A 16,751-nucleotide genomic window follows, 5' to 3' on the forward strand; every position below is an offset into this window, starting at 1 on the left:
CTAGTGGTGGTGGTGCTCGCCCGGCGGGCTGGTGATCGCCGTGCCGGAGGTCGGATCAAGGAACAGCGCGTCGGTCCGGTAGTCATGGCTGTGATCCTGATCGAAGTCGAACAGGTCCATGATCGAGCCGGAGCTGGCATCGAACGAGCCGCCGCCGATACGCTGGCCGCGCAGCCAATTGTCCTCGATGAACCGCACCACGGACGCCTGCGAGATGTAGGTGCTGCTCACGTGGTTGGTCCTGGCGTAGGGCGAGACCACGATGAACGGAATGCGCGTGCCCGGACCGCAGCGGCCGTTCACCGGCTTGCCGCCCAGACCCTTCGGTGCCGGCTGCTTCTGCGGGCCGAGGCCGCACAGGCCCGGACCGTTGACCTGATCGGCGGTCGGATCGTAGGAGGCGGTCTTCGGCGCAACGTACTGGTGGTCGTACCAGCCGTCGGAGTCGTCATAGGTGATGATGACCGCGGTTTCGCGCCACTCCGGCTGCCTCTGGAGGAAGTTGATCAGCTCGACGTTGCCGACCTGCTCGTCGAGCGGATCGGAGTTGCCGGCGTGACCGTCCTGGTAGGCCGACATCTTGATGTAGGAGACGGCCGGGAAATTGCCGGCCTTCACGGCGGCGTAGAAGTCCTCGAGGTCGTAGGCGTGGTTGGCCGGATCGACGGTCTTGCCGCCCTTCTCGTAGGTGTGGCCGATCGCATCGACCGAACTCGGCCGCGCATGGGTCGGGTTGGCGGTCGACTTGTAGTACTGGAACCAGGCGTGGTGCGGGCTGTAGTCCACGATCGTGCCGTTCACGTTGCTGGAGAAGGTGGTGCGCGCGCAGCCGGTGGTGCCGTTGGCATTCTTGAGCGTCAGGTCAAAGCCGCCCATGAAGCTGCCCCAGCTGATGCGCTCGTCGTTGAGCAGGTCGCCGATGTTCTTGCCTGTCATCAGCACGGTGCTGCTCGTGCTCGAGCAGGAATCGTAGGCCGGGTCCGTGTCGCCGATCAGCGTCAGGCCGCCCTGGCCGTCGGCGATCGACGCCGAGGTGCCGACGATGTTCTGCGCGCCATTGGTCTGGCCGGAAATCACCGCGAGCGCGCCCTGCGTCGACGGACCGAAAGTGTCGGTCCAGGCATTGTCGCTCATGGCGAAGTGCTGGGCGTAGTTCCAGAAGGCGGTGGTGGTGTTGCCGTCGAAATAGCCCATGACCTGACCGTTGGTGCCGAACGCACCGGCGCCGCCGGCGGTGCCGCGGCCGGTGAATTTCGGAAACAGGTCTTCCTTGCCGTTGTCCACGGCCTGCTGCTCGGGCGTGTAGGAGTGGTTCTGCGAGCGCGTGTTGGCCTGGGTGCGGTCGAGGCGGAACGGATCCGTTGCGCCGGTGCCGTTGGCCGCGCCGTTGTTCGGATTGTTCACCAGCAAATGCGCGTTGGCGAGATTGTTGACCTTCGGCGTATGCGGCTTCGGCACGAAGGGGATCGAGCCCGACGGATTGGCCGCGTTCGGATAGGTCGCGAAGTAATGATCGAACGAGCGGTTCTCGTTGAAGATGATCACGAGATGCTTGATCGGCGTCTCGGTGTGGATGTCATGCGGATGACGGTGATGATCACGGTCGTGATCGTTGTCGCGACCTTGATCATGCCCGTGATCGCGGTCACGGCCGAAATCGTCCGCAAGGACGGGAAGAGTGCACGCGAGCGCGCTCGCGGCCGCGACAATCGCAGCCGTCGTCAGTAGTCTCGATTTCATTTTTTTGACGCCCCGGAAATGTGGATGTTTACGATCAGAAATGTTCTAAACATCGCGAGTGACAGAGCCGTGTCAGTTTGACGCACGAGACACTTTGCGCAGTGGTCGAGGCATATTTTTTATGCACCCACCCGCTTCGGCCGTGCCGAAGCGCGTCTTGCCGTTTTATTCCAAGGGCGAAGGCAAAAATGATCGCGTTCAGATTGTTGCGCAATGCCCCCGGTTGCATTTAGCTTGACCGGACAAGAACAAAGTCTCAGGGGGAAACATGAAAGCCGCTCTTCGCAGGCGCACGCGCCATGCCGCGTCAGCCCTGGTCGCAACGTCCTTTGCCGGCTTTGCAAATTTCGCCGCTCATGCCGAGATCGTCGTCACCGCCAATGACGGCAAGATGATGCTGGAGAACGGCAATGCCGTGGTGCGCAAGCAGCCGTTGCCGGACACGGTCAGCGTCATCGATCTCACCGATGGCGCGCTGAAGCTTTTGGGCGAGGTGCCGGCACCCGCCAGCGTAGTCGGGCCGCCGCCGAGCGTCGCGATTGCGCCGGACGGCTCGCTTGCGCTGGTCACGGGTGCGATGAAGCTCGATCCCGCGGATACAACCAAGACGGTCCCCGACGACAAGCTCTCGGTGATCGACCTCAAATCCACCCCGCCAAAGGTGCTCGCGACATTGCAGGCCGGCCCAGGCGCCGCCGGCGTCTCGATCAACCGTGCCGGCACGCTGGCGCTGGTTGCCAACCGCAGCGAAGGCACCGTCTCGGTCTTCGCGATCAGCGGCAATACGCTGACCGCAGGCGGGAAGATTCAACTCGGCGATGCCAAGTCCGGCCCCAGCCATGTAGTGTTCTCCCGCGACGGAGCCACCGCGCTGGTCACCCGCGACGGCGACAGCAAGATCTCGCTTCTGAGCGTGGACGGGACCAAGGTCGAATACACCAAGCGCGACCTCTCCGCCGGCATCCGCCCCTACGACATCGACCTCACCGGCAGCGCGGTGGCCGTCGTCGGCAATGTCGGTGCCAGCAGCGGCGACAGTGACACGATCAGTCTGATCGACATGACCGCCAAGCCGATCCGCGTCGTCACGACGGTTACCGTTGGACAGACACCTGAGGCCGTGAAGATGTCGCCGGACGGCAGCCATGTCGCCGTCACCGTCATGAACGGCTCGAACAAGCCATCGGCCTCGCCCTTCTTCAACGATTTCGGCCTGCTCAAGGTTTACAGGATCTCGGGCACCGACCTCACGCCGGTGGCGGAGGCCAAGATCGGCCATTGGTGCCAGGGCATGGTGTGGTCAAAGGACTCAAAACATGTCGTGGCGCAGTGCATGGTCGAGAACGAGCTGATCGCGTTCTCGTTCGACGGCAAGACGCTGACCAGGACGTCCACACTCAAGCTGCAGGTGAGCCCCGCAGGCATTCGCACCGCGGAGCCGTGAGGCCAGTCGTAACAGCAGGCGAAGAGCCTGGAATGGCCGTCAGAGCCGCTTGGTGAAATGGTAGCGACGAATGCCGCCGCCCAATGTCTTGTTGCTGGCGGCATCGGCGATCTCCTCGCGCACATTCTCGTATCCTGCGTTTCGATACAGCGCCAGCGCGTCCTGCTGAAGCTCGGACGTACTCAGCTGCAATTGCAGCCGATTGCGGCGGCGGCATTCCTCCTCAGCAAACGCCAGCATCGTTCGCGCGATACCCCGGCGCCGCGCGCCGGGAGCAACGTACATGCGCCGTAACTCCATCGCGTGTTCGCCAGAGGCCTCCAGTCCAAACATGCCGACGATTTCATCGTCATCGACGGCGACCCAGAAACCGCCGCTCCGATCCGAATAATAATCGGCGAGACGATCTATCTCCTCCGCGAGGGAGCGGGTGATGTATCCTTCAAACGCCTCCGCCAAATGCACCGGCGCCAACAGGCGATTGACCTGGATGAACAGCTCGCGCACGGCGGCCGCATCGGCCAGCAAGAAAGCGCGGAACCGAATCTCGCTTGCCATGGAGGCGGCGCCCTTACTCAGTCCGAATCGGCGTGTCCTTCAGGCCGTTGTTGTCATAGGCCTTGCGCAAGGTGCCGTTCGTCGTGGCTTCCGTCATGAACCTGGAAACGAACGTCAGCGCCTGGGGATGACCGAGCGGGACGGCCACGGCCGTCATCGTTTTCTTGAAGGTCTCGTCCAGCACCTTCGTGCCCGGGATCTTCTGCGCCATCTTGTTGAGCTGGTCGCGCGACAGCGCGAAGGCGTCGATCTCGCCGCTCTTCAGGAAGCCGAAGATCTCGTCATAGGTCTGATAGCCCGTGACTTTCGCATTCTTCAGGTGCGCGATCGCGCCGCGCATGGTCGTGGTGGCATTGACGGCCGCGACCTTGATGCCGGGCTGGTCGAGGCTGGCGAAGTTGGTGACGGCTGAGCCGGGCTTGACGATGTAGGTGGCATCCGCGACCTCGTAGATCGGGCCGAACATCATCTTGGTCTCGCGCTCGGGATCTTTTGGCAGCCAAGTGACGTCCCAGGTCCCCTTGCCGGCCGCGTCGGTGATCTGCCCGGAATTCTGGTGCACGACATATTCGACGGGCACGCCGAGTTGGCCGGCCATCTCCTTGCCGAGGTCGACCGGCACGCCGGCATAGCCGGCTTCGGTCTTGGTCGACCAGAACGCGCCGCCCGCCGGGCTGATCGCGATCGCGACCCGCAGCTTGCCGGTCGGCGCGATCTCGTCCTTCAGGCCATCGGCTAGCGCGGGCATGGCGACTGCCGCTGCGAAAACGAGGCCGGCAAGGGCCGCCTGGAGGGACGTGGGCATGTCATGTTCTCCTCACCTTTTCTTCTCTGCTTCTCGACCGCTTCGTTTCCGTCACTCGGCCTTTGACACAATTCTGGTCGATCATGCACGATGAAAAGCGGTTTGCCATGACAAACGTGTCAAAGGCCACTGCGCCATTTGCAGTGCAAGGCTGGTGACCGCCATGGCTATGGTGTTCCACGGCCGGGCATTTGTTGGTAGCCTGCCACACCGACAGACAATAATCGGGGGCCACCGAATGACCTGCGCGAATCCCGCTGATCTCGCACAACGGAACGGAGCGTGGAGACATGTCGGGCGGGCACTCGTTGCCGCAGCGGCCGTGGTGGCGCTCGCCGGCTGCGAGGACAAGAACACGTTCGTGGCGCCGCCGCCGCCGAAGGTGGACGTGGCGGCGCCCGTGCAGCGCGCGGTGACGCGCTATGTCGAAGCCACCGGCAACACCGCGCCGGTCAAGAGCGTCGATCTGGTGGCGCGCGTGCAGGGCTTCCTGCAATCGATCGACTATCAGGACGGCAGCTTCGTCAAGCAGGGCACCCAGCTTTTCTTAATCGAGCCTGAGACCTACAAGCTCAAGCTCGAGCAGGCGCAGGCGGCCGAGGTCGGCGCGCAGGCCACGCTCAAGCAGGCCGAGGCCGATTTCAAGCGGCAGGTCGACCTCGTGCAGCGCCAGGCTGTCTCGCAGGCGACTCTCGACACCTCAACATCCACCCGCGACAACGCCCAGGCCAGTCTCCAGCAGGCCCAGGTCAATACGAGGCTCGCCGAGGTCAATTACGGCTACACCAAGGTGAGCGCGCCGTTCGACGGCATCGTCAGCGCGCACCTGGTCTCGATCGGCGAGCTCGTCGGCGTCTCCTCCCCGACCCAGCTCGCAACCATCGTCGCGCTGGATCCGATCTGGGTGAACTTCACGGTCAGTGAGCAGGACGTCCTTCGCATCCGCGCCGAAGCGGCCCGTCGCGGGCTGACCGTGGCCGACCTCAAACAGTTGCCGATCCAGGTGGGCCTCCAGACCGAGACCGGCTATCCGCATGAAGGCCACCTCGACTACGTCTCGCCGACCCTCAATACATCAACGGGCACGCTCGCGGTACGCGGCGTCTTGCCCAACGGCAAGCGAGCGCTGCTGCCCGGCTATTTCGTCCGGGTCCGGGTGCCCTTCGACCAGGACAAGAACGCCCTCCTCGTCCCCGACACCGCGCTCGGCAGCGACCAGGGCGGCCGCTATCTCCTGGTGGTCAACAGCGACAACATTGTCGAGCAGCGCAAGGTGCAGATCGGTCAGGTCGACAACGGCCTGCGCGTGATCGAAAGCGGCTTGAAGCCGGACGACCGCGTGGTGATCGCGGGGCTGCTGCGCGTGATCCCGGGCCAGAAGATCGATCCGCAACCGACGAAGATCGACCAGCCGCAGGCGTCGGCCAAGTGAGGGGGCGCCAGCCATGATCTCGAAGTTCTTCATCGAGCGGCCGGTCCTCTCGAACGTCATCGCGCTTCTGATGATACTGATCGGCGGCGTCGCGCTGTTCAACCTCGCGGTCGCGCAATATCCCGACGTGGTGCCGCCGACGGTGCAGGTCACCACGCGCTATCCCGGCGCCAGCGCCAAGACCGTGATCGACACCGTCGCGCTGCCGATCGAGCAGCAGGTCAACGGCGTCGAGGACATGCTCTACATGCAGTCCTACAGCGGCTCCGACGGCACCTATACGCTGACCGTGACCTTCAAGATCGGCACCGACCTCAACTTCGCGCAGGTGCTGGTGCAGAACCGTGTCTCCAGCGCGCTGTCGCAGTTGCCGACCTCCGTGCAGAACCAAGGCGTCACCGTCCAGAAAAAATCGACCTCGATCCTGCTGTTCGTGACGCTGACCTCGCCGGACAAGACGTTCGACAGCCTTTATCTGAGCAACTACGCCACCATCAACATCCGCGACGAGCTCTCGCGCCTGCCCGGCGTCGGCAACGTCACGGTGTTCGGCGCCGGCCAGTATTCGATGCGGGTGTGGCTCGATCCGAACAAGCTCCAGGTCCGCGGACTGATGCCGTCGGACGTCGTCACGGCGATCCAGCAGCAGAGCCAGCAGGTCTCGGCCGGCCAGGTCGGCGCGCCGCCGACGCCGCCGGGCCAGGCGTTCCAGTACACGCTCAACGTCAACGGAAGGCTCGACGACACCACCCAGTTCGAGAACATCATCGTCAAGACAGGCACCAGCGGCGACGTCACGCGTGTGCGCGACGTCGGCTGGGTCGAATTGGGCGCGCAGACCTACAGCCAGATCTTCTCGCTGAACAATCAGCCGGCCACCGGCATCGGCGTGTTCCAGTCGCCGGGCGCCAACGCGCTCCAGGTCGAGCAGGCCGTCGAGAAGAAGATGGCGGAGCTTGCAAAGCGATTCCCCGAAGGCATCAAGTACGACACGCCGTTCGACACCACCAAATTCGTCGAAGCCTCGGTGCACGAGGTCTACATGACGCTGATCGAGGCCGGCCTGCTGGTGCTGGTCGTGATCCTGGTGTTCTTGCAGGACTGGCGCGCAATGCTGGTGCCGGCGACCACCGTGCCCGTCACCATCATCGGCGCATTCGCGGCGATGGCGGCGCTCGGCTTCACCATCAACATGTCGACGCTGTTCGCGATCGTGCTCGCGATCGGCATTGTCGTCGACGACGCCATCGTCGTGGTCGAAGGCGCCGCGCACAACATCGAGCAGGGCATGAACGGCCACGACGCCGCGATCAGGGCAATGGACCAGCTGTTCGCGCCGATCGTCGGCATCACCCTGGTGCTGATCTCGGTGTTCCTGCCGGCCTCGTTCCTCGCCGGCCTCACCGGGCGCATCTATTCGCAATTCGCGCTGGTGATCGCGGCGACCGCGCTGCTATCCGCCATCAACGCGGCCACGCTGAAGCCGACGCAATGCGCGCTCTGGCTGCGGCCCACGGTGCCGCCGGAGCAGCGCAATTTCTTCTACCGCGGCTTCAACGCCGTCTATAACCGTGTCGAGCGGGGCTACACGCGCCTCATCGGCGTGCTGTGCAGGAACAGCACGATCTCGGTCGCATTCGCACTGGTGCTGATCGGGATCGGCGGCTACGGCCTGTCGCGGGTGCCGACCGGCTTCCTGCCGATCGAGGACCAGGGCTATCTGATCGCCGCCGTGCAACTGCCCGACGGCGCCGCGCTGGAGCGGACCCAGACGGTGCTCGACAGAGCGAGCGAGCTGATCAAGGACACGCCTRGTGTCCAGCAGGTCATCACCATCGCCGGCATCTCCGCGCTCGACAACAGCGCCAGCCTCGCCAATGCCGGCGTCGCCTACATCATCCTGAAGGACTGGTCGGCGCGCAAAGGGCCCGGCGAAGATCTGCGTTCGCTGGTCTACGGGCTGAACGACAAGCTCGCGACCATCATGGAGGCACGCACCCTGGTGTTGCCGCCGCCGCCGATCCAGGGCATCGGCAACGCGGCCGGCTTCTCGATGCAGGTCGAGCTGCGCGACGGCAACAGCGATTTTGCAAAGCTCCAGGCCATCACCGGCGCGATGGTTTCCAACGCCCAGAGCCAGAGCGCGCTGCAGCGCGTATCGTCTTCGTTCCGCTCGTCGGTGCCGCAGTTCAACGTCGAGATCGACCGCATCAAGACCCAGACGCTGCACGTCACCACCGATCAGGTGTTCGCGGCGCTGTCGACCTATCTCGGCTCGTCCTACGTCAATCAGTTCAACAAGTTCGGACGCGTGTTCCAGGTCTATACCCAGGCCGATCCGGCATTCCGCGTCACCGAGCGCGACATCGCCAACATGCAGGTACGCAACTCGAACGGCGACATGATCCCGATCGGCACCGTCGCCACGATCACGCCGGCCACCGGCCCGTCGCTGATCAGCCTCTACAACCTCTACCCTTCCTCGACCATCGTCGGCCTGCCGGCGCAGGGCTACTCGTCCGGCCAGTCGCTGCAGCTGATGGAGGAGATCGCGGACAAGACTCTGCCGCCGGGCACGGGCTATGAGTGGACCGCGATGTCCTACCAGGAGAAGGCCGTCTCGAACCAGATCTACTGGGTGTTTGGCCTTGCCATGCTGCTGGTCTATCTCGTGCTCGCCGGCCAGTACGAGAGCTGGTACGCGCCGATCTCGGTGATCCTCGCGGTGCCGCTGTCGCTGATCGGGCCCATGCTGGTCCTCAACGCCTTGAAGATCGACAACAACCTCTATTGCCAGATCGGCCTGATCCTGCTGATCGCGCTGTCGGCCAAGAACGCGATCCTGATCGTCGAGGTCGGGCTCGAGCTGCATAACCGCGACGGCAAGCCGGTGCTGGAATCTGCGATCGAGGCGGCGCGCGCCCGCTTCCGGCCGATCCTGATGACGTCGTTCGCCTTCATCCTCGGCGTGGTGCCGCTGGTGATCGCGACCGGCGCCGGCGCCAGCGCGCGCAAGTCGATCGGCATCACCGTGTTCTCGGGCATGCTGGCCTCGACCTGCCTTGCGGTGCTGTTCGTGCCGGCCTTCTTCGTGGTGGTGCAGCGGTTCGAGAACTGGCGCACGTCGAAGAAGGCGCCGAAGGCAAAGACGGTGGCCGAGGTGAAACCGTAGTTTTTCCGCGGAGGCGGGCTGCCGACAAACAAAAAAGTCGAAAACAACCCCATGCACAGTAGAACGGCGTTGATGGCATTGGGCTTTTTTGGAGCGTTCCGGTGCTTTGACACGTCGGGCAAAACACCGGCAGAATGGCATGATGGGGGGTATGGGCGACCTCCCTCCTCATCCCCCGTCATTGCGAGCGCAGCGAAGCAATCCAGAGTCCCTCCGCGGAGGCAGTCTGGATTGCTTCGTCGCTACGCTCCTCGCAATGACGAGCGGAGAGAGCCCCGGCCTCACGCCGGCTGCGGCGTCCTGATCTCGCGCGGCAGGATGATCGCGGCGGCGATTGCGAGCAGGCAGAGCGCGGCGAAGGCGTGCAGCATGGTGACGAAGCCGCCCTGCTCGTAGAGCCAGGCGACCAGGCCGACGGAGGCACCCGCGGCGGTGAAGCCGATGAAATAGCGCACCGCATAGGCGCGCGAGCGCCATTCCTCGCTGGTGTATTTGCCGACCATGGCATCGTTCACCGTGACCTGCCCGAACGCGCCCATGACGATGCCGATCGAGACCAGGATCAGCGGCAGATTGGACAGGCTCGCGGCGAGATACAGAAACGGCGCCAGCATGAAGGACAGCGGCAATGCCACCGTCTTCAGCGAATAGCGGTCGAGCAACCGGCCGATCGTGTACTGGGTCATCGCGCCGAACACGTAGACGCAGGCCGCGATGACGCCGAGCAGCGCCGGGCTTTTCGTCAGGTCGGCAAGCCGTTCCGCGAACAGTTTTGGCAGCGCGACGGTCACGGCATTGAAGGTCGTCGAGATCGCGATCACGACGATCAGCAGCGACAGGATCACGCGCCACATGTCTTTCTTGGCCACGCGCGCTTGAGCTGCCGCCTGCTTCGAGCCCTTGCGATCCTCATGCACGACCATCATCGCAAAGGCGATGCCGATCATGATGGTGACGACACCGGGCACGATGAAGGCAAAACGCCAGCCGAGATACTGGCCGATCACGCCGGTGACCAGCGCGGACGACGCGACGCCGAGATTGCCCCAGACGCCGTTGATCCCCATCTCGCGGCCGAGCCGGTCGGCATAGGACACGATCATCGCGGTGCCGACGGGGTGATAGATCGAGGCAAAAATGCCGATCGCGAACAGCGCCGCGCCAAGCTGAGCCGGGGTCTGCACGAAGCCGACCGAGATCATGGAAGCACCGATGCCGACGAAGAAGATCAGCATCATGTGGCGGCGGCTCCAGCGGTCCCCGAGCCAGCCGGTGAGCAGCGAGCCGGCGCCGAAGGCGACGAAGCCCGGCGTCGCATAGGGCAGAAGTTCCGAATAGGCCATGCCGAGCGCCGGCCCCATGATGATTACGGCGGCGGCGAAAATCAGCATCGCATAATGGTCGATGAAATGGCCTGCGTTGACGAAACTGATCACCCGGCTGGGGCTGTTCATTTCCCGAATCCTCTCCTGCTCCGAAATGAGTTATATGTCGGAGCCATGACGGGATGCTGCCAATGACTGTCTTGGAAACGCCAATCCTGCGGGAGGTCCGGAGCAACCATCGCTCGCCCGCGGGCGTGCACCTCGTCGCCCGCGACTATCCCAAGGGCATGCGGATCGATCTGCACATGCACCGCGAGGCGCAGCTGATCTATGCCGCCAAGGGCACGATGCAGGTGACGACGCCCGGGGGACGCTGGCTGGTGCCGCCGGACCGCGCCGTCTGGGTGCCGGCCGGGCTCGAACATGCCATCGACCTGCTCGCCGACATCGAGATGCGCACGCTGTATTTCGACCTGCCCTGGCTCAAGCGCGAGCAACGCTTTGAGGGGCTGACCAAGGAATTCGTGGTGCGGGTATCGCCGCTGCTCAATCAGGCGATCCTGGCGCTGTTCGACGCACGCAACACCGAGGAGCGCACCGAGTTGCTGGTCCGCCTGGTGATGCTGGAATTGCACCAGGCCGAGGATTCCGCGACCTTCGTGCCGCTGCCGCATGAGCCGCGCTGCCGGCGCGCCGCGATGATCGTGCTCGACGATCCCACCGGCCTGCACGACATCGACACGCTGGCGCGCGAAGTCGGAACCTCGGCGCGCACGCTGTCGCGGCTGTTCTCGACCGGGACGCAATTGAGCTTCAAGAGCTGGTGCCAGCGCGCAAGGGTTGCGGCAGCGATCCATCGGCTGTCGACCGACCCCAATGTGTCGGTGAAGCAGCTCGCCACCCAGCTCGGCTATGCCAGCGTGCCGGCGTTTTCGGCGGCATTCCGTCAGGTGACGGGGCGGACGCCGACGGAGTTTGCGGGGAAGTAGTCACGGGGTCGTCGCCCGGCTTGACCGGGCGACCCAGTATTCCAGAGAAGGCCGTGATTGAGCCGAGAGGCCGCGGCGTACTGGATGCCCCGGCCAAGCCGGGGCATGACAGGCCGTAGGGTGGGCAAAGCGAAGCGTGCCCACCAAGTCTTACGCAACTGCCGAGAGACATGGTGGGCACGGCGCAAATGTGCCTTTGCCCACCCTACGGCAGCGATTGAACCGATAGGTCCCGGCGTACTGGATGCCCCGGTCGAGCCGGGGCATGACAGCGGTTGTGGAGCGCAACGACCTTCGTATGACATGACAGCTTTCCTGGTGGCGCATGGCACCACGAAAGATACAAAATTCCCTGCTTGATTGTGATCGGCTTCCGCCTAAATCCCGTGTAAGCTTCCGCAGCGCACAAACCGGAATCGAAACGACCAGATGGCCAACGCCTTCTTCTCAGACCTGCTCGCCACCATCTCCGATCGCGGCCGCACGCTGCTGCGCCGCGGGGATTCCGCCGACGCCAAGCACGATGCCGAAGGCCTGATCGAGCTCTGCGGTGCGCTGCTGTCCGGTCGTGGCGAAGCTTCGGGCACTGCCATGGCGCGTGAGGTGCTTGACATCTACCAGGAGTTGGATGCGGCAGGACGCCGCGCCTTCTTCGAAGCCCTGGTGCGCGATTTCGGCCCTGATCGCGAACGCCTGTCCAAGGCGATCGAAAAATGGCGCGCCAGTCCCAGTGACGAAGACGCAAGCTCGCTGCATTTCGCCTCCGAGCCGCGCCGGCAGGAGCTGATCCGCCGCCTCAACCGCGCGCCGGGCGGCACCGGCGATCTCGTCAACATGCGCGCCGATCTGCTCGGCATGATGAACGGTCACACCGATCTCGCCGCGCTCGATCGCGACGTCTCGCACCTTCTCTCGTCGTGGTTCAACAGGGGGTTTCTCGTGCTGCGCCGGATTGACTGGTCGACCCCGGCCAACATCCTCGAAAAGATCATCCGTTACGAAGCCGTGCACGAGATCAGCGACTGGGACGACCTGCGCCGCCGCATCGATCCGGTCGACCGGCGCTGCTACGCCTTCTTCCATCCCGCCATGGTCGACGAGCCCCTGATCTTCGTCGAGGTCGCACTGACCGAGACGATCCCCGGTGCGATCGCGCCGCTGCTGGCGGTCGACCGCCAGCATCTGCCGATCGAGCGTGCGCGCACCGCGGTGTTCTATTCGATCTCCAACACCCAGCGCGGGCTTGGCGGCATCTCCTTCGGCAGCTTCCTGATCAAACAGGTGGTCGAAGAGCTGCGCCGCGAGACGCCAAAACTCGACACCTTCGTGACGCTGTCGCCGGTGCCGGGCTTCATGCAATGGGTGAAGCAGGACAGGGACCTGCCGCTCTCGGACGAGGACCGCGAGGTGCTGAAGCGCCTCGACGATCCCAAATGGTTCGAGAACCCCGAGACGACGACGCTGCTCCGCACCGTGATCGAGCCGCTCGCGGCCTATTACTTCCTGAAGGCGCGCACGCCGAAGGGCAAGCTGATCGATTCCGTCGCCCGCTTCCATCTCGGCAACGGCGCACGGCTCGAGCGCATCAACTGGCTCGGCGACCTCTCGCCGAAAGGCGCACGCGAGTCCGCCGGCGTGATGGTCAACTACCTCTACCGCCTCGACGACATCGAGAAGAACCACGAAGCCTACGCCAACGACGGTGAGGTCGTGGCGTCGAGCGCGGTGAAGAAGCTGCTGAAGGGCGAGGGGCGCAGGCTGCTGGATATGCGGCTGTCGTAGGGGCAGCCCTGCTCGCGCCCCATCGTCATTGCGAGGAGCTCTTGCGACGAAGCAATCCAGATTGTCTCCGCGGAGAGAGACTGGATTGCTTCGCTGCGCTCGCAATGACGGAGGATGTGGTGGCACCCAGGGCGCTTCTGGCGCCAGCGTCGGCTACTAGACACGCGGCTGTCCTAAGCGCTAGACGTTTCATCAGTTCCTGCACCAAAGACGGGACACCATGAAACGACGCGACTTTCTCGGCCTGACCGCAGCGGCGGCAACCAGCCTCTCGCTTTCGCCCGCACGGAGTTTCGCGGAGGGATCTGGCTCCGGGCCAGAAATGACGGCGCTGTGCGACTACATGAGCGCTGCGAAAACCCGCGCGCTGCCACCCGAAGTCGTCGAACAAGCAAAGCACCACATCCTCGATACGCTGGCGTCGATGGTATCAGGATCGGAGCTGCCGCCCGGTCAGGCGGCGCAGCGCTACATTCGCGCCAATGCTGCGCAGGGGACATCGACCATTGCCGGCACATCGCTCACCGCGTCGCCAGTCGAGGCCGCGCTTGCCAACGGCGTCATGGCGCATGCCGACGAGACCGACGATTCGCACAGCCCGTCGCGCTCGCATCCCGGCTCTTCGACTGTTCCCGCGGCACTTGCGCTCGGCGAACACCTCGGAATCGACGGCGCCCATTTTCTGCGTGCGGTGACGCTGGGCTACGACGTCGGCACGCGCGTGGTGATGGCAATGGGCGGGGCCGATTTCAGCTATGAGAGCGTGCTGAGCACGCACAGCATTGCCGGCACGTTCTGCGCCTCGGCTGCTGCCGCCTGTGTCGCCGGCTTCGATGCGCGCCGGATGCGCTGGGTGCTCGACTATGCCGCGCAGCAATCCTCCGGCTTCATCGTGTGGCGGCGCGACGTCGACCATATCGAGAAAGGGTTTGTGTTCGCCGGCATGCCGGCCCGCAACGGCGTGACGTCAGCACTGCTGGTGCGTTCGGACTGGAACGGCGTCGACGACGTGTTCTCAGGGCCAGACAATTACTTCCTGGCCTATGCGCCGAAGGCTGCGACCGGCAAACTCGTGGAGAAGCTTGGCGAGCGTTACGAGATCGCAGGCACCGACATCAAGAAATGGACGGTGGGTTCACCGATCCAGGGACCGCTCGATGCGGTCTACGCCATCCGCAGCAAGCAGGCGTTCGAGGCCGATCAGGTCAAGCGCGTGACCGTGCGCCTCGCGCCGTCCGTCGCCGAGGTCGTGGACAACCGCGACATCCCCGACATCTGTCTCCAGCACATGGTCGCCGTGATGCTGCTCGACAAGACCGCCTCCTTCCACGCCGCCCACGACAAGCCGCGCATGCAGGACGCGGCGGTTTTGAAGGAGCGCGCCAAAGTGAATTTGGTGCGCGACGAGGAGCTGGCCAAACTATTGCCGGTGCGCGTCGCCGTCGTCGAGATCGAGCTCACTGATGGAAGCCGCCTCTCCGAGCGCGTCACCGCCGTGCGCGGCACGCCGCGCAACCCGATGACGCGCGACGAGGTCATCGACAAGGCACGCGATCTGATTGCCCCAGTGGTCGGCGGCGAGAAGGCCGAGCGGTTGATCAAGTCGGTGTATGAGATTGAGGCTGTGACCGACATCCGCAGCTTGCGGCCGCTGCTGCAACGCGTGTGAGGAGCGAAATTTCGTAAGGGATGGCAGACTTTCGCCACATCGTCATTGCGAGGAGCTCTTGCGAAGAAACAATCCAGACTGCCTCCACAGAGAGATTCTGGATTGCTTCGCTGCGCTCGCAATGACGGAGCGTGTGGCAGGCATCTCGCCCCGCGCCACGCGTCGTCGAGCTACAATTGGAATTCTTCCATGACATCCGATGGTGCCGCATCTCCTCGGGCAATAAGCCCCTCGGACCGGATCGACGCCATCGACGTGCTGCGGGGCATTGCCCTGTTCGGCGTCATGGCCATCAACGTGGTCATGGAATTTCGCATTTCGATCTTCGAGCAGTTTCTTGGTGCCAGGACGCTTGCTTCGCCGGTTGATCGCGCTGTCGAAACGATCCTGACGCAGGCCGTGGAGCTCAAGGCGTTTGCGCTGTTCTCGCTGCTGTTCGGCGCAGGCCTTGCCATTCAATTCGACCGGCTCGCGAACAGCGAGCGCCGCACTTTCCTGCTCCTGCGGCGGCTCGCTGTGCTGCTGGTGTTCGGCGTCATTCATTTGTGCCTGATCTGGAACGGCGATATCCTCACCGAATATGCACTGGCGGGATTCATCGTGCTGCCGTTCCTGTTTGGCCCGCGCTGGTTGCTGACGCTCGCCGCGCTGGCGTCTCTCGCGCTGTATCTGGCCATGCAGGCCTTTCCGCCCGCGGGGTTGTTTCCCGGCAGGACCGCGATCTGGCGGGACGTCATGGATGCAAATCGCATCTATGCGACGGGCGGCTTCCTCGACGTGCTGGCGTTTCGTCTCCGCGAAATTCCTCTCATCGCGTCCCTGCACGCGTTCGTCTTCTTGCGCACGATCGGGCTGTTTCTCGTCGGAGCGCTGGCCTGGCGGAGCGGCATTCTGCAAAATGCCCGCGGCCTGCTCGTCATCGCGCTTCCGGCTATCTGTCTCGGCGCGGCCTTGCTTTACGTCGGCATCGAGCCGCTCGGCAACATCCTGCTGGCGCTGGGCTATGGTGCCGCCATCCTCTTCATCGCCAGTTTCGGACGCGGCAAGAGGCTGCTCGGCTGGGCCGCGCCGCTCGGCCGGATGGCATTCACCAACTACATCGCACAATCGCTCATCTTCGGCTGGATCTTCTACGGCTACGGCCTTGGCCTGTTCGGACGGCTCGGCATCACCCAGGCCCTCGCTATCGGCATCGCCGTCTACGTCGGACAGGTGCTGTTCAGCGCATGGTGGCTGCGCCACTACCGACACGGCCCGATCGAATGGCTGTGGCGCACGCTGATGTATGGTGCACTGCAGCCGATGTTGTTGTCACGGGTGGAGGGCGTGCAGTGACCAAGGTCCCTCCGCCGTCATTGCGAGGAGCACTTGCGACGAAGCAATCCGGATTGCCTCCGCGGAAAGATTCTGGATTGCTTCACTACGCTCGCAATGACGGGATGAGTGGCGCCCTCTCGCCTACTACCGCCACTCCCCCTGTAGTCAGATCAGCGTCTCGTAGAGATCCGTCCAGTCCGGATTGGCGCTCTCGATCAGCGCAAGCTTCTTCGCTCTGCTGCCACCCTTGATCTGCTTCTCACGTACAATCGCATCGGTCATTGTCGCGTGCAGTTCGTACCAGACGAGAAGCTTGCAGCCGTATTTCGACGAGAAGCCCTTCACCAGGCCCTCATGATGCTCGAACGCGCGGCGCGGCGGATTCGAGGTGACGCCGACGTAGATCGTCCCATTGCGACGATTGGCGAACATGTACACGCAGGGCTGCTTCATGATTATTCTCGATCAACGAGAGCGTTCACGATATCACAACCAAGAGATGATCGCGAGCAGCATTT

The 16,751-nt window shown here is 63.9% G+C and carries 12 protein-coding genes; 7 read left to right on the forward strand and 5 right to left on the reverse strand.

Going from position 1 to position 16,751, the window contains the following annotated elements:
• Entirely contained in the window at nucleotides 1-1,740 is a 1,740-nt protein-coding gene (locus AC1DW2_RS05530) for a phospholipase C (protein WP_354239568.1), read from the reverse strand.
• Nucleotides 1,741-2,008: 268 nt separating this feature from the next.
• Between AC1DW2_RS05530 and AC1DW2_RS05535 the strand changes: the two genes are divergently transcribed.
• On the forward strand, nucleotides 2,009-3,184 hold the full coding sequence (locus AC1DW2_RS05535) for a lactonase family protein (RefSeq protein WP_354239566.1): 1,176 nt from the start codon (nucleotides 2,009-2,011) through the stop codon (nucleotides 3,182-3,184).
• 39 nt (nucleotides 3,185-3,223) lie between these two features.
• Here the strand turns inward: AC1DW2_RS05535 and AC1DW2_RS05540 are convergent, their stop codons facing one another.
• Nucleotides 3,224-3,742, reverse strand: a complete 519-nt coding sequence (locus AC1DW2_RS05540; RefSeq protein ID WP_354239564.1) for a GNAT family N-acetyltransferase — start codon at nucleotides 3,740-3,742, stop codon at nucleotides 3,224-3,226.
• A 13-nt stretch (nucleotides 3,743-3,755) separates the two neighbouring features.
• The gene (locus tag AC1DW2_RS05545; protein WP_354131752.1) at nucleotides 3,756-4,547 is read right to left on the reverse strand and encodes an ABC transporter substrate-binding protein; all 792 of its coding nucleotides are present in this window, start codon (nucleotides 4,545-4,547) and stop codon (nucleotides 3,756-3,758) included.
• Nucleotides 4,548-4,785: 238 nt separating this feature from the next.
• Here AC1DW2_RS05545 and AC1DW2_RS05550 point away from each other — a divergent pair, with 238 nt between their 5' ends.
• Nucleotides 4,786-5,979 carry an efflux RND transporter periplasmic adaptor subunit gene (locus AC1DW2_RS05550; protein WP_085405197.1) on the forward strand — a complete coding sequence of 398 codons (1,194 nt, stop codon included), beginning with the start codon at nucleotides 4,786-4,788 and terminating at the stop codon, nucleotides 5,977-5,979.
• 13 nt (nucleotides 5,980-5,992) lie between these two features.
• Nucleotides 5,993-9,151, forward strand: a complete 3,159-nt coding sequence (locus tag AC1DW2_RS05555; protein WP_477005390.1) for an efflux RND transporter permease subunit — start codon at nucleotides 5,993-5,995, stop codon at nucleotides 9,149-9,151.
• A gap of 281 nt (nucleotides 9,152-9,432) precedes the next feature.
• On the opposite strand, the gene AC1DW2_RS05560 is transcribed toward AC1DW2_RS05555, so the two are convergent.
• Nucleotides 9,433-10,605 carry an MFS transporter gene (locus AC1DW2_RS05560; RefSeq protein ID WP_476075516.1) on the reverse strand — a complete coding sequence of 391 codons (1,173 nt, stop codon included), beginning with the start codon at nucleotides 10,603-10,605 and terminating at the stop codon, nucleotides 9,433-9,435.
• Nucleotides 10,606-10,658: 53 nt separating this feature from the next.
• Between AC1DW2_RS05560 and AC1DW2_RS05565 the strand changes: the two genes are divergently transcribed.
• The 4 genes from AC1DW2_RS05565 to AC1DW2_RS05580 all read left to right on the forward strand — a co-directional run bounded on the left by AC1DW2_RS05565 (nucleotide 10,659) and on the right by AC1DW2_RS05580 (nucleotide 16,251).
• Complete coding sequence (locus AC1DW2_RS05565) at nucleotides 10,659-11,465, forward strand: AraC family transcriptional regulator (protein WP_477005391.1); 807 nt, start codon at nucleotides 10,659-10,661, stop codon at nucleotides 11,463-11,465.
• Nucleotides 11,466-11,894: 429 nt separating this feature from the next.
• Entirely contained in the window at nucleotides 11,895-13,247 is a 1,353-nt protein-coding gene (locus tag AC1DW2_RS05570) for a malonyl-CoA decarboxylase domain-containing protein (protein ID WP_476075514.1), read from the forward strand.
• Between the two features lie 220 nt (nucleotides 13,248-13,467).
• On the forward strand, nucleotides 13,468-14,916 hold the full coding sequence (locus AC1DW2_RS05575; RefSeq protein WP_135214825.1) for an MmgE/PrpD family protein: 1,449 nt from the start codon (nucleotides 13,468-13,470) through the stop codon (nucleotides 14,914-14,916).
• Nucleotides 14,917-15,105: 189 nt separating this feature from the next.
• Nucleotides 15,106-16,251 (forward strand): DUF418 domain-containing protein, encoded by a 1,146-nt coding sequence (locus AC1DW2_RS05580; RefSeq protein WP_085405202.1) that lies wholly within the window; start codon nucleotides 15,106-15,108, stop codon nucleotides 16,249-16,251.
• 147 nt (nucleotides 16,252-16,398) lie between these two features.
• Here AC1DW2_RS05580 and AC1DW2_RS05585 read toward each other — a convergent pair whose 3' ends face one another.
• Nucleotides 16,399-16,686 carry a GIY-YIG nuclease family protein gene (locus tag AC1DW2_RS05585; protein ID WP_085405204.1) on the reverse strand — a complete coding sequence of 96 codons (288 nt, stop codon included), beginning with the start codon at nucleotides 16,684-16,686 and terminating at the stop codon, nucleotides 16,399-16,401.
• Nucleotides 16,687-16,751: the final 65 nt, after the last annotated feature.

The sequence above is a fragment of the Bradyrhizobium sp. P3_C3 genome (genome assembly GCF_056402655.1).

Bases quoted from the DNA above. Each gene is read 5' to 3' on its own strand.
- AC1DW2_RS05545 (WP_354131752.1), bottom strand. From the start codon at position 4,547: ATGCCCACGTCCCTCCAGGCGGCCCTTGCCGGCCTCGTTTTCGCAGCG.
- AC1DW2_RS05550 (WP_085405197.1), top strand. From the start codon at position 4,786: ATGACCTGCGCGAATCCCGCTGATCTCGCACAACGGAACGGAGCGTGG.
- AC1DW2_RS05570 (WP_476075514.1), top strand. From the start codon at position 11,895: ATGGCCAACGCCTTCTTCTCAGACCTGCTCGCCACCATCTCCGATCGC.
- AC1DW2_RS05540 (WP_354239564.1), bottom strand. From the start codon at position 3,742: ATGGCAAGCGAGATTCGGTTCCGCGCTTTCTTGCTGGCCGATGCGGCC.
- AC1DW2_RS05580 (WP_085405202.1), top strand. From the start codon at position 15,106: ATGACATCCGATGGTGCCGCATCTCCTCGGGCAATAAGCCCCTCGGAC.
- AC1DW2_RS05530 (WP_354239568.1), bottom strand. From the start codon at position 1,740: ATGAAATCGAGACTACTGACGACGGCTGCGATTGTCGCGGCCGCGAGC.
- AC1DW2_RS05575 (WP_135214825.1), top strand. From the start codon at position 13,468: ATGAAACGACGCGACTTTCTCGGCCTGACCGCAGCGGCGGCAACCAGC.
- AC1DW2_RS05535 (WP_354239566.1), top strand. From the start codon at position 2,009: ATGAAAGCCGCTCTTCGCAGGCGCACGCGCCATGCCGCGTCAGCCCTG.
- AC1DW2_RS05560 (WP_476075516.1), bottom strand. From the start codon at position 10,605: ATGAACAGCCCCAGCCGGGTGATCAGTTTCGTCAACGCAGGCCATTTC.
- AC1DW2_RS05585 (WP_085405204.1), bottom strand. From the start codon at position 16,686: ATGAAGCAGCCCTGCGTGTACATGTTCGCCAATCGTCGCAATGGGACG.
- AC1DW2_RS05565 (WP_477005391.1), top strand. From the start codon at position 10,659: ATGCTGCCAATGACTGTCTTGGAAACGCCAATCCTGCGGGAGGTCCGG.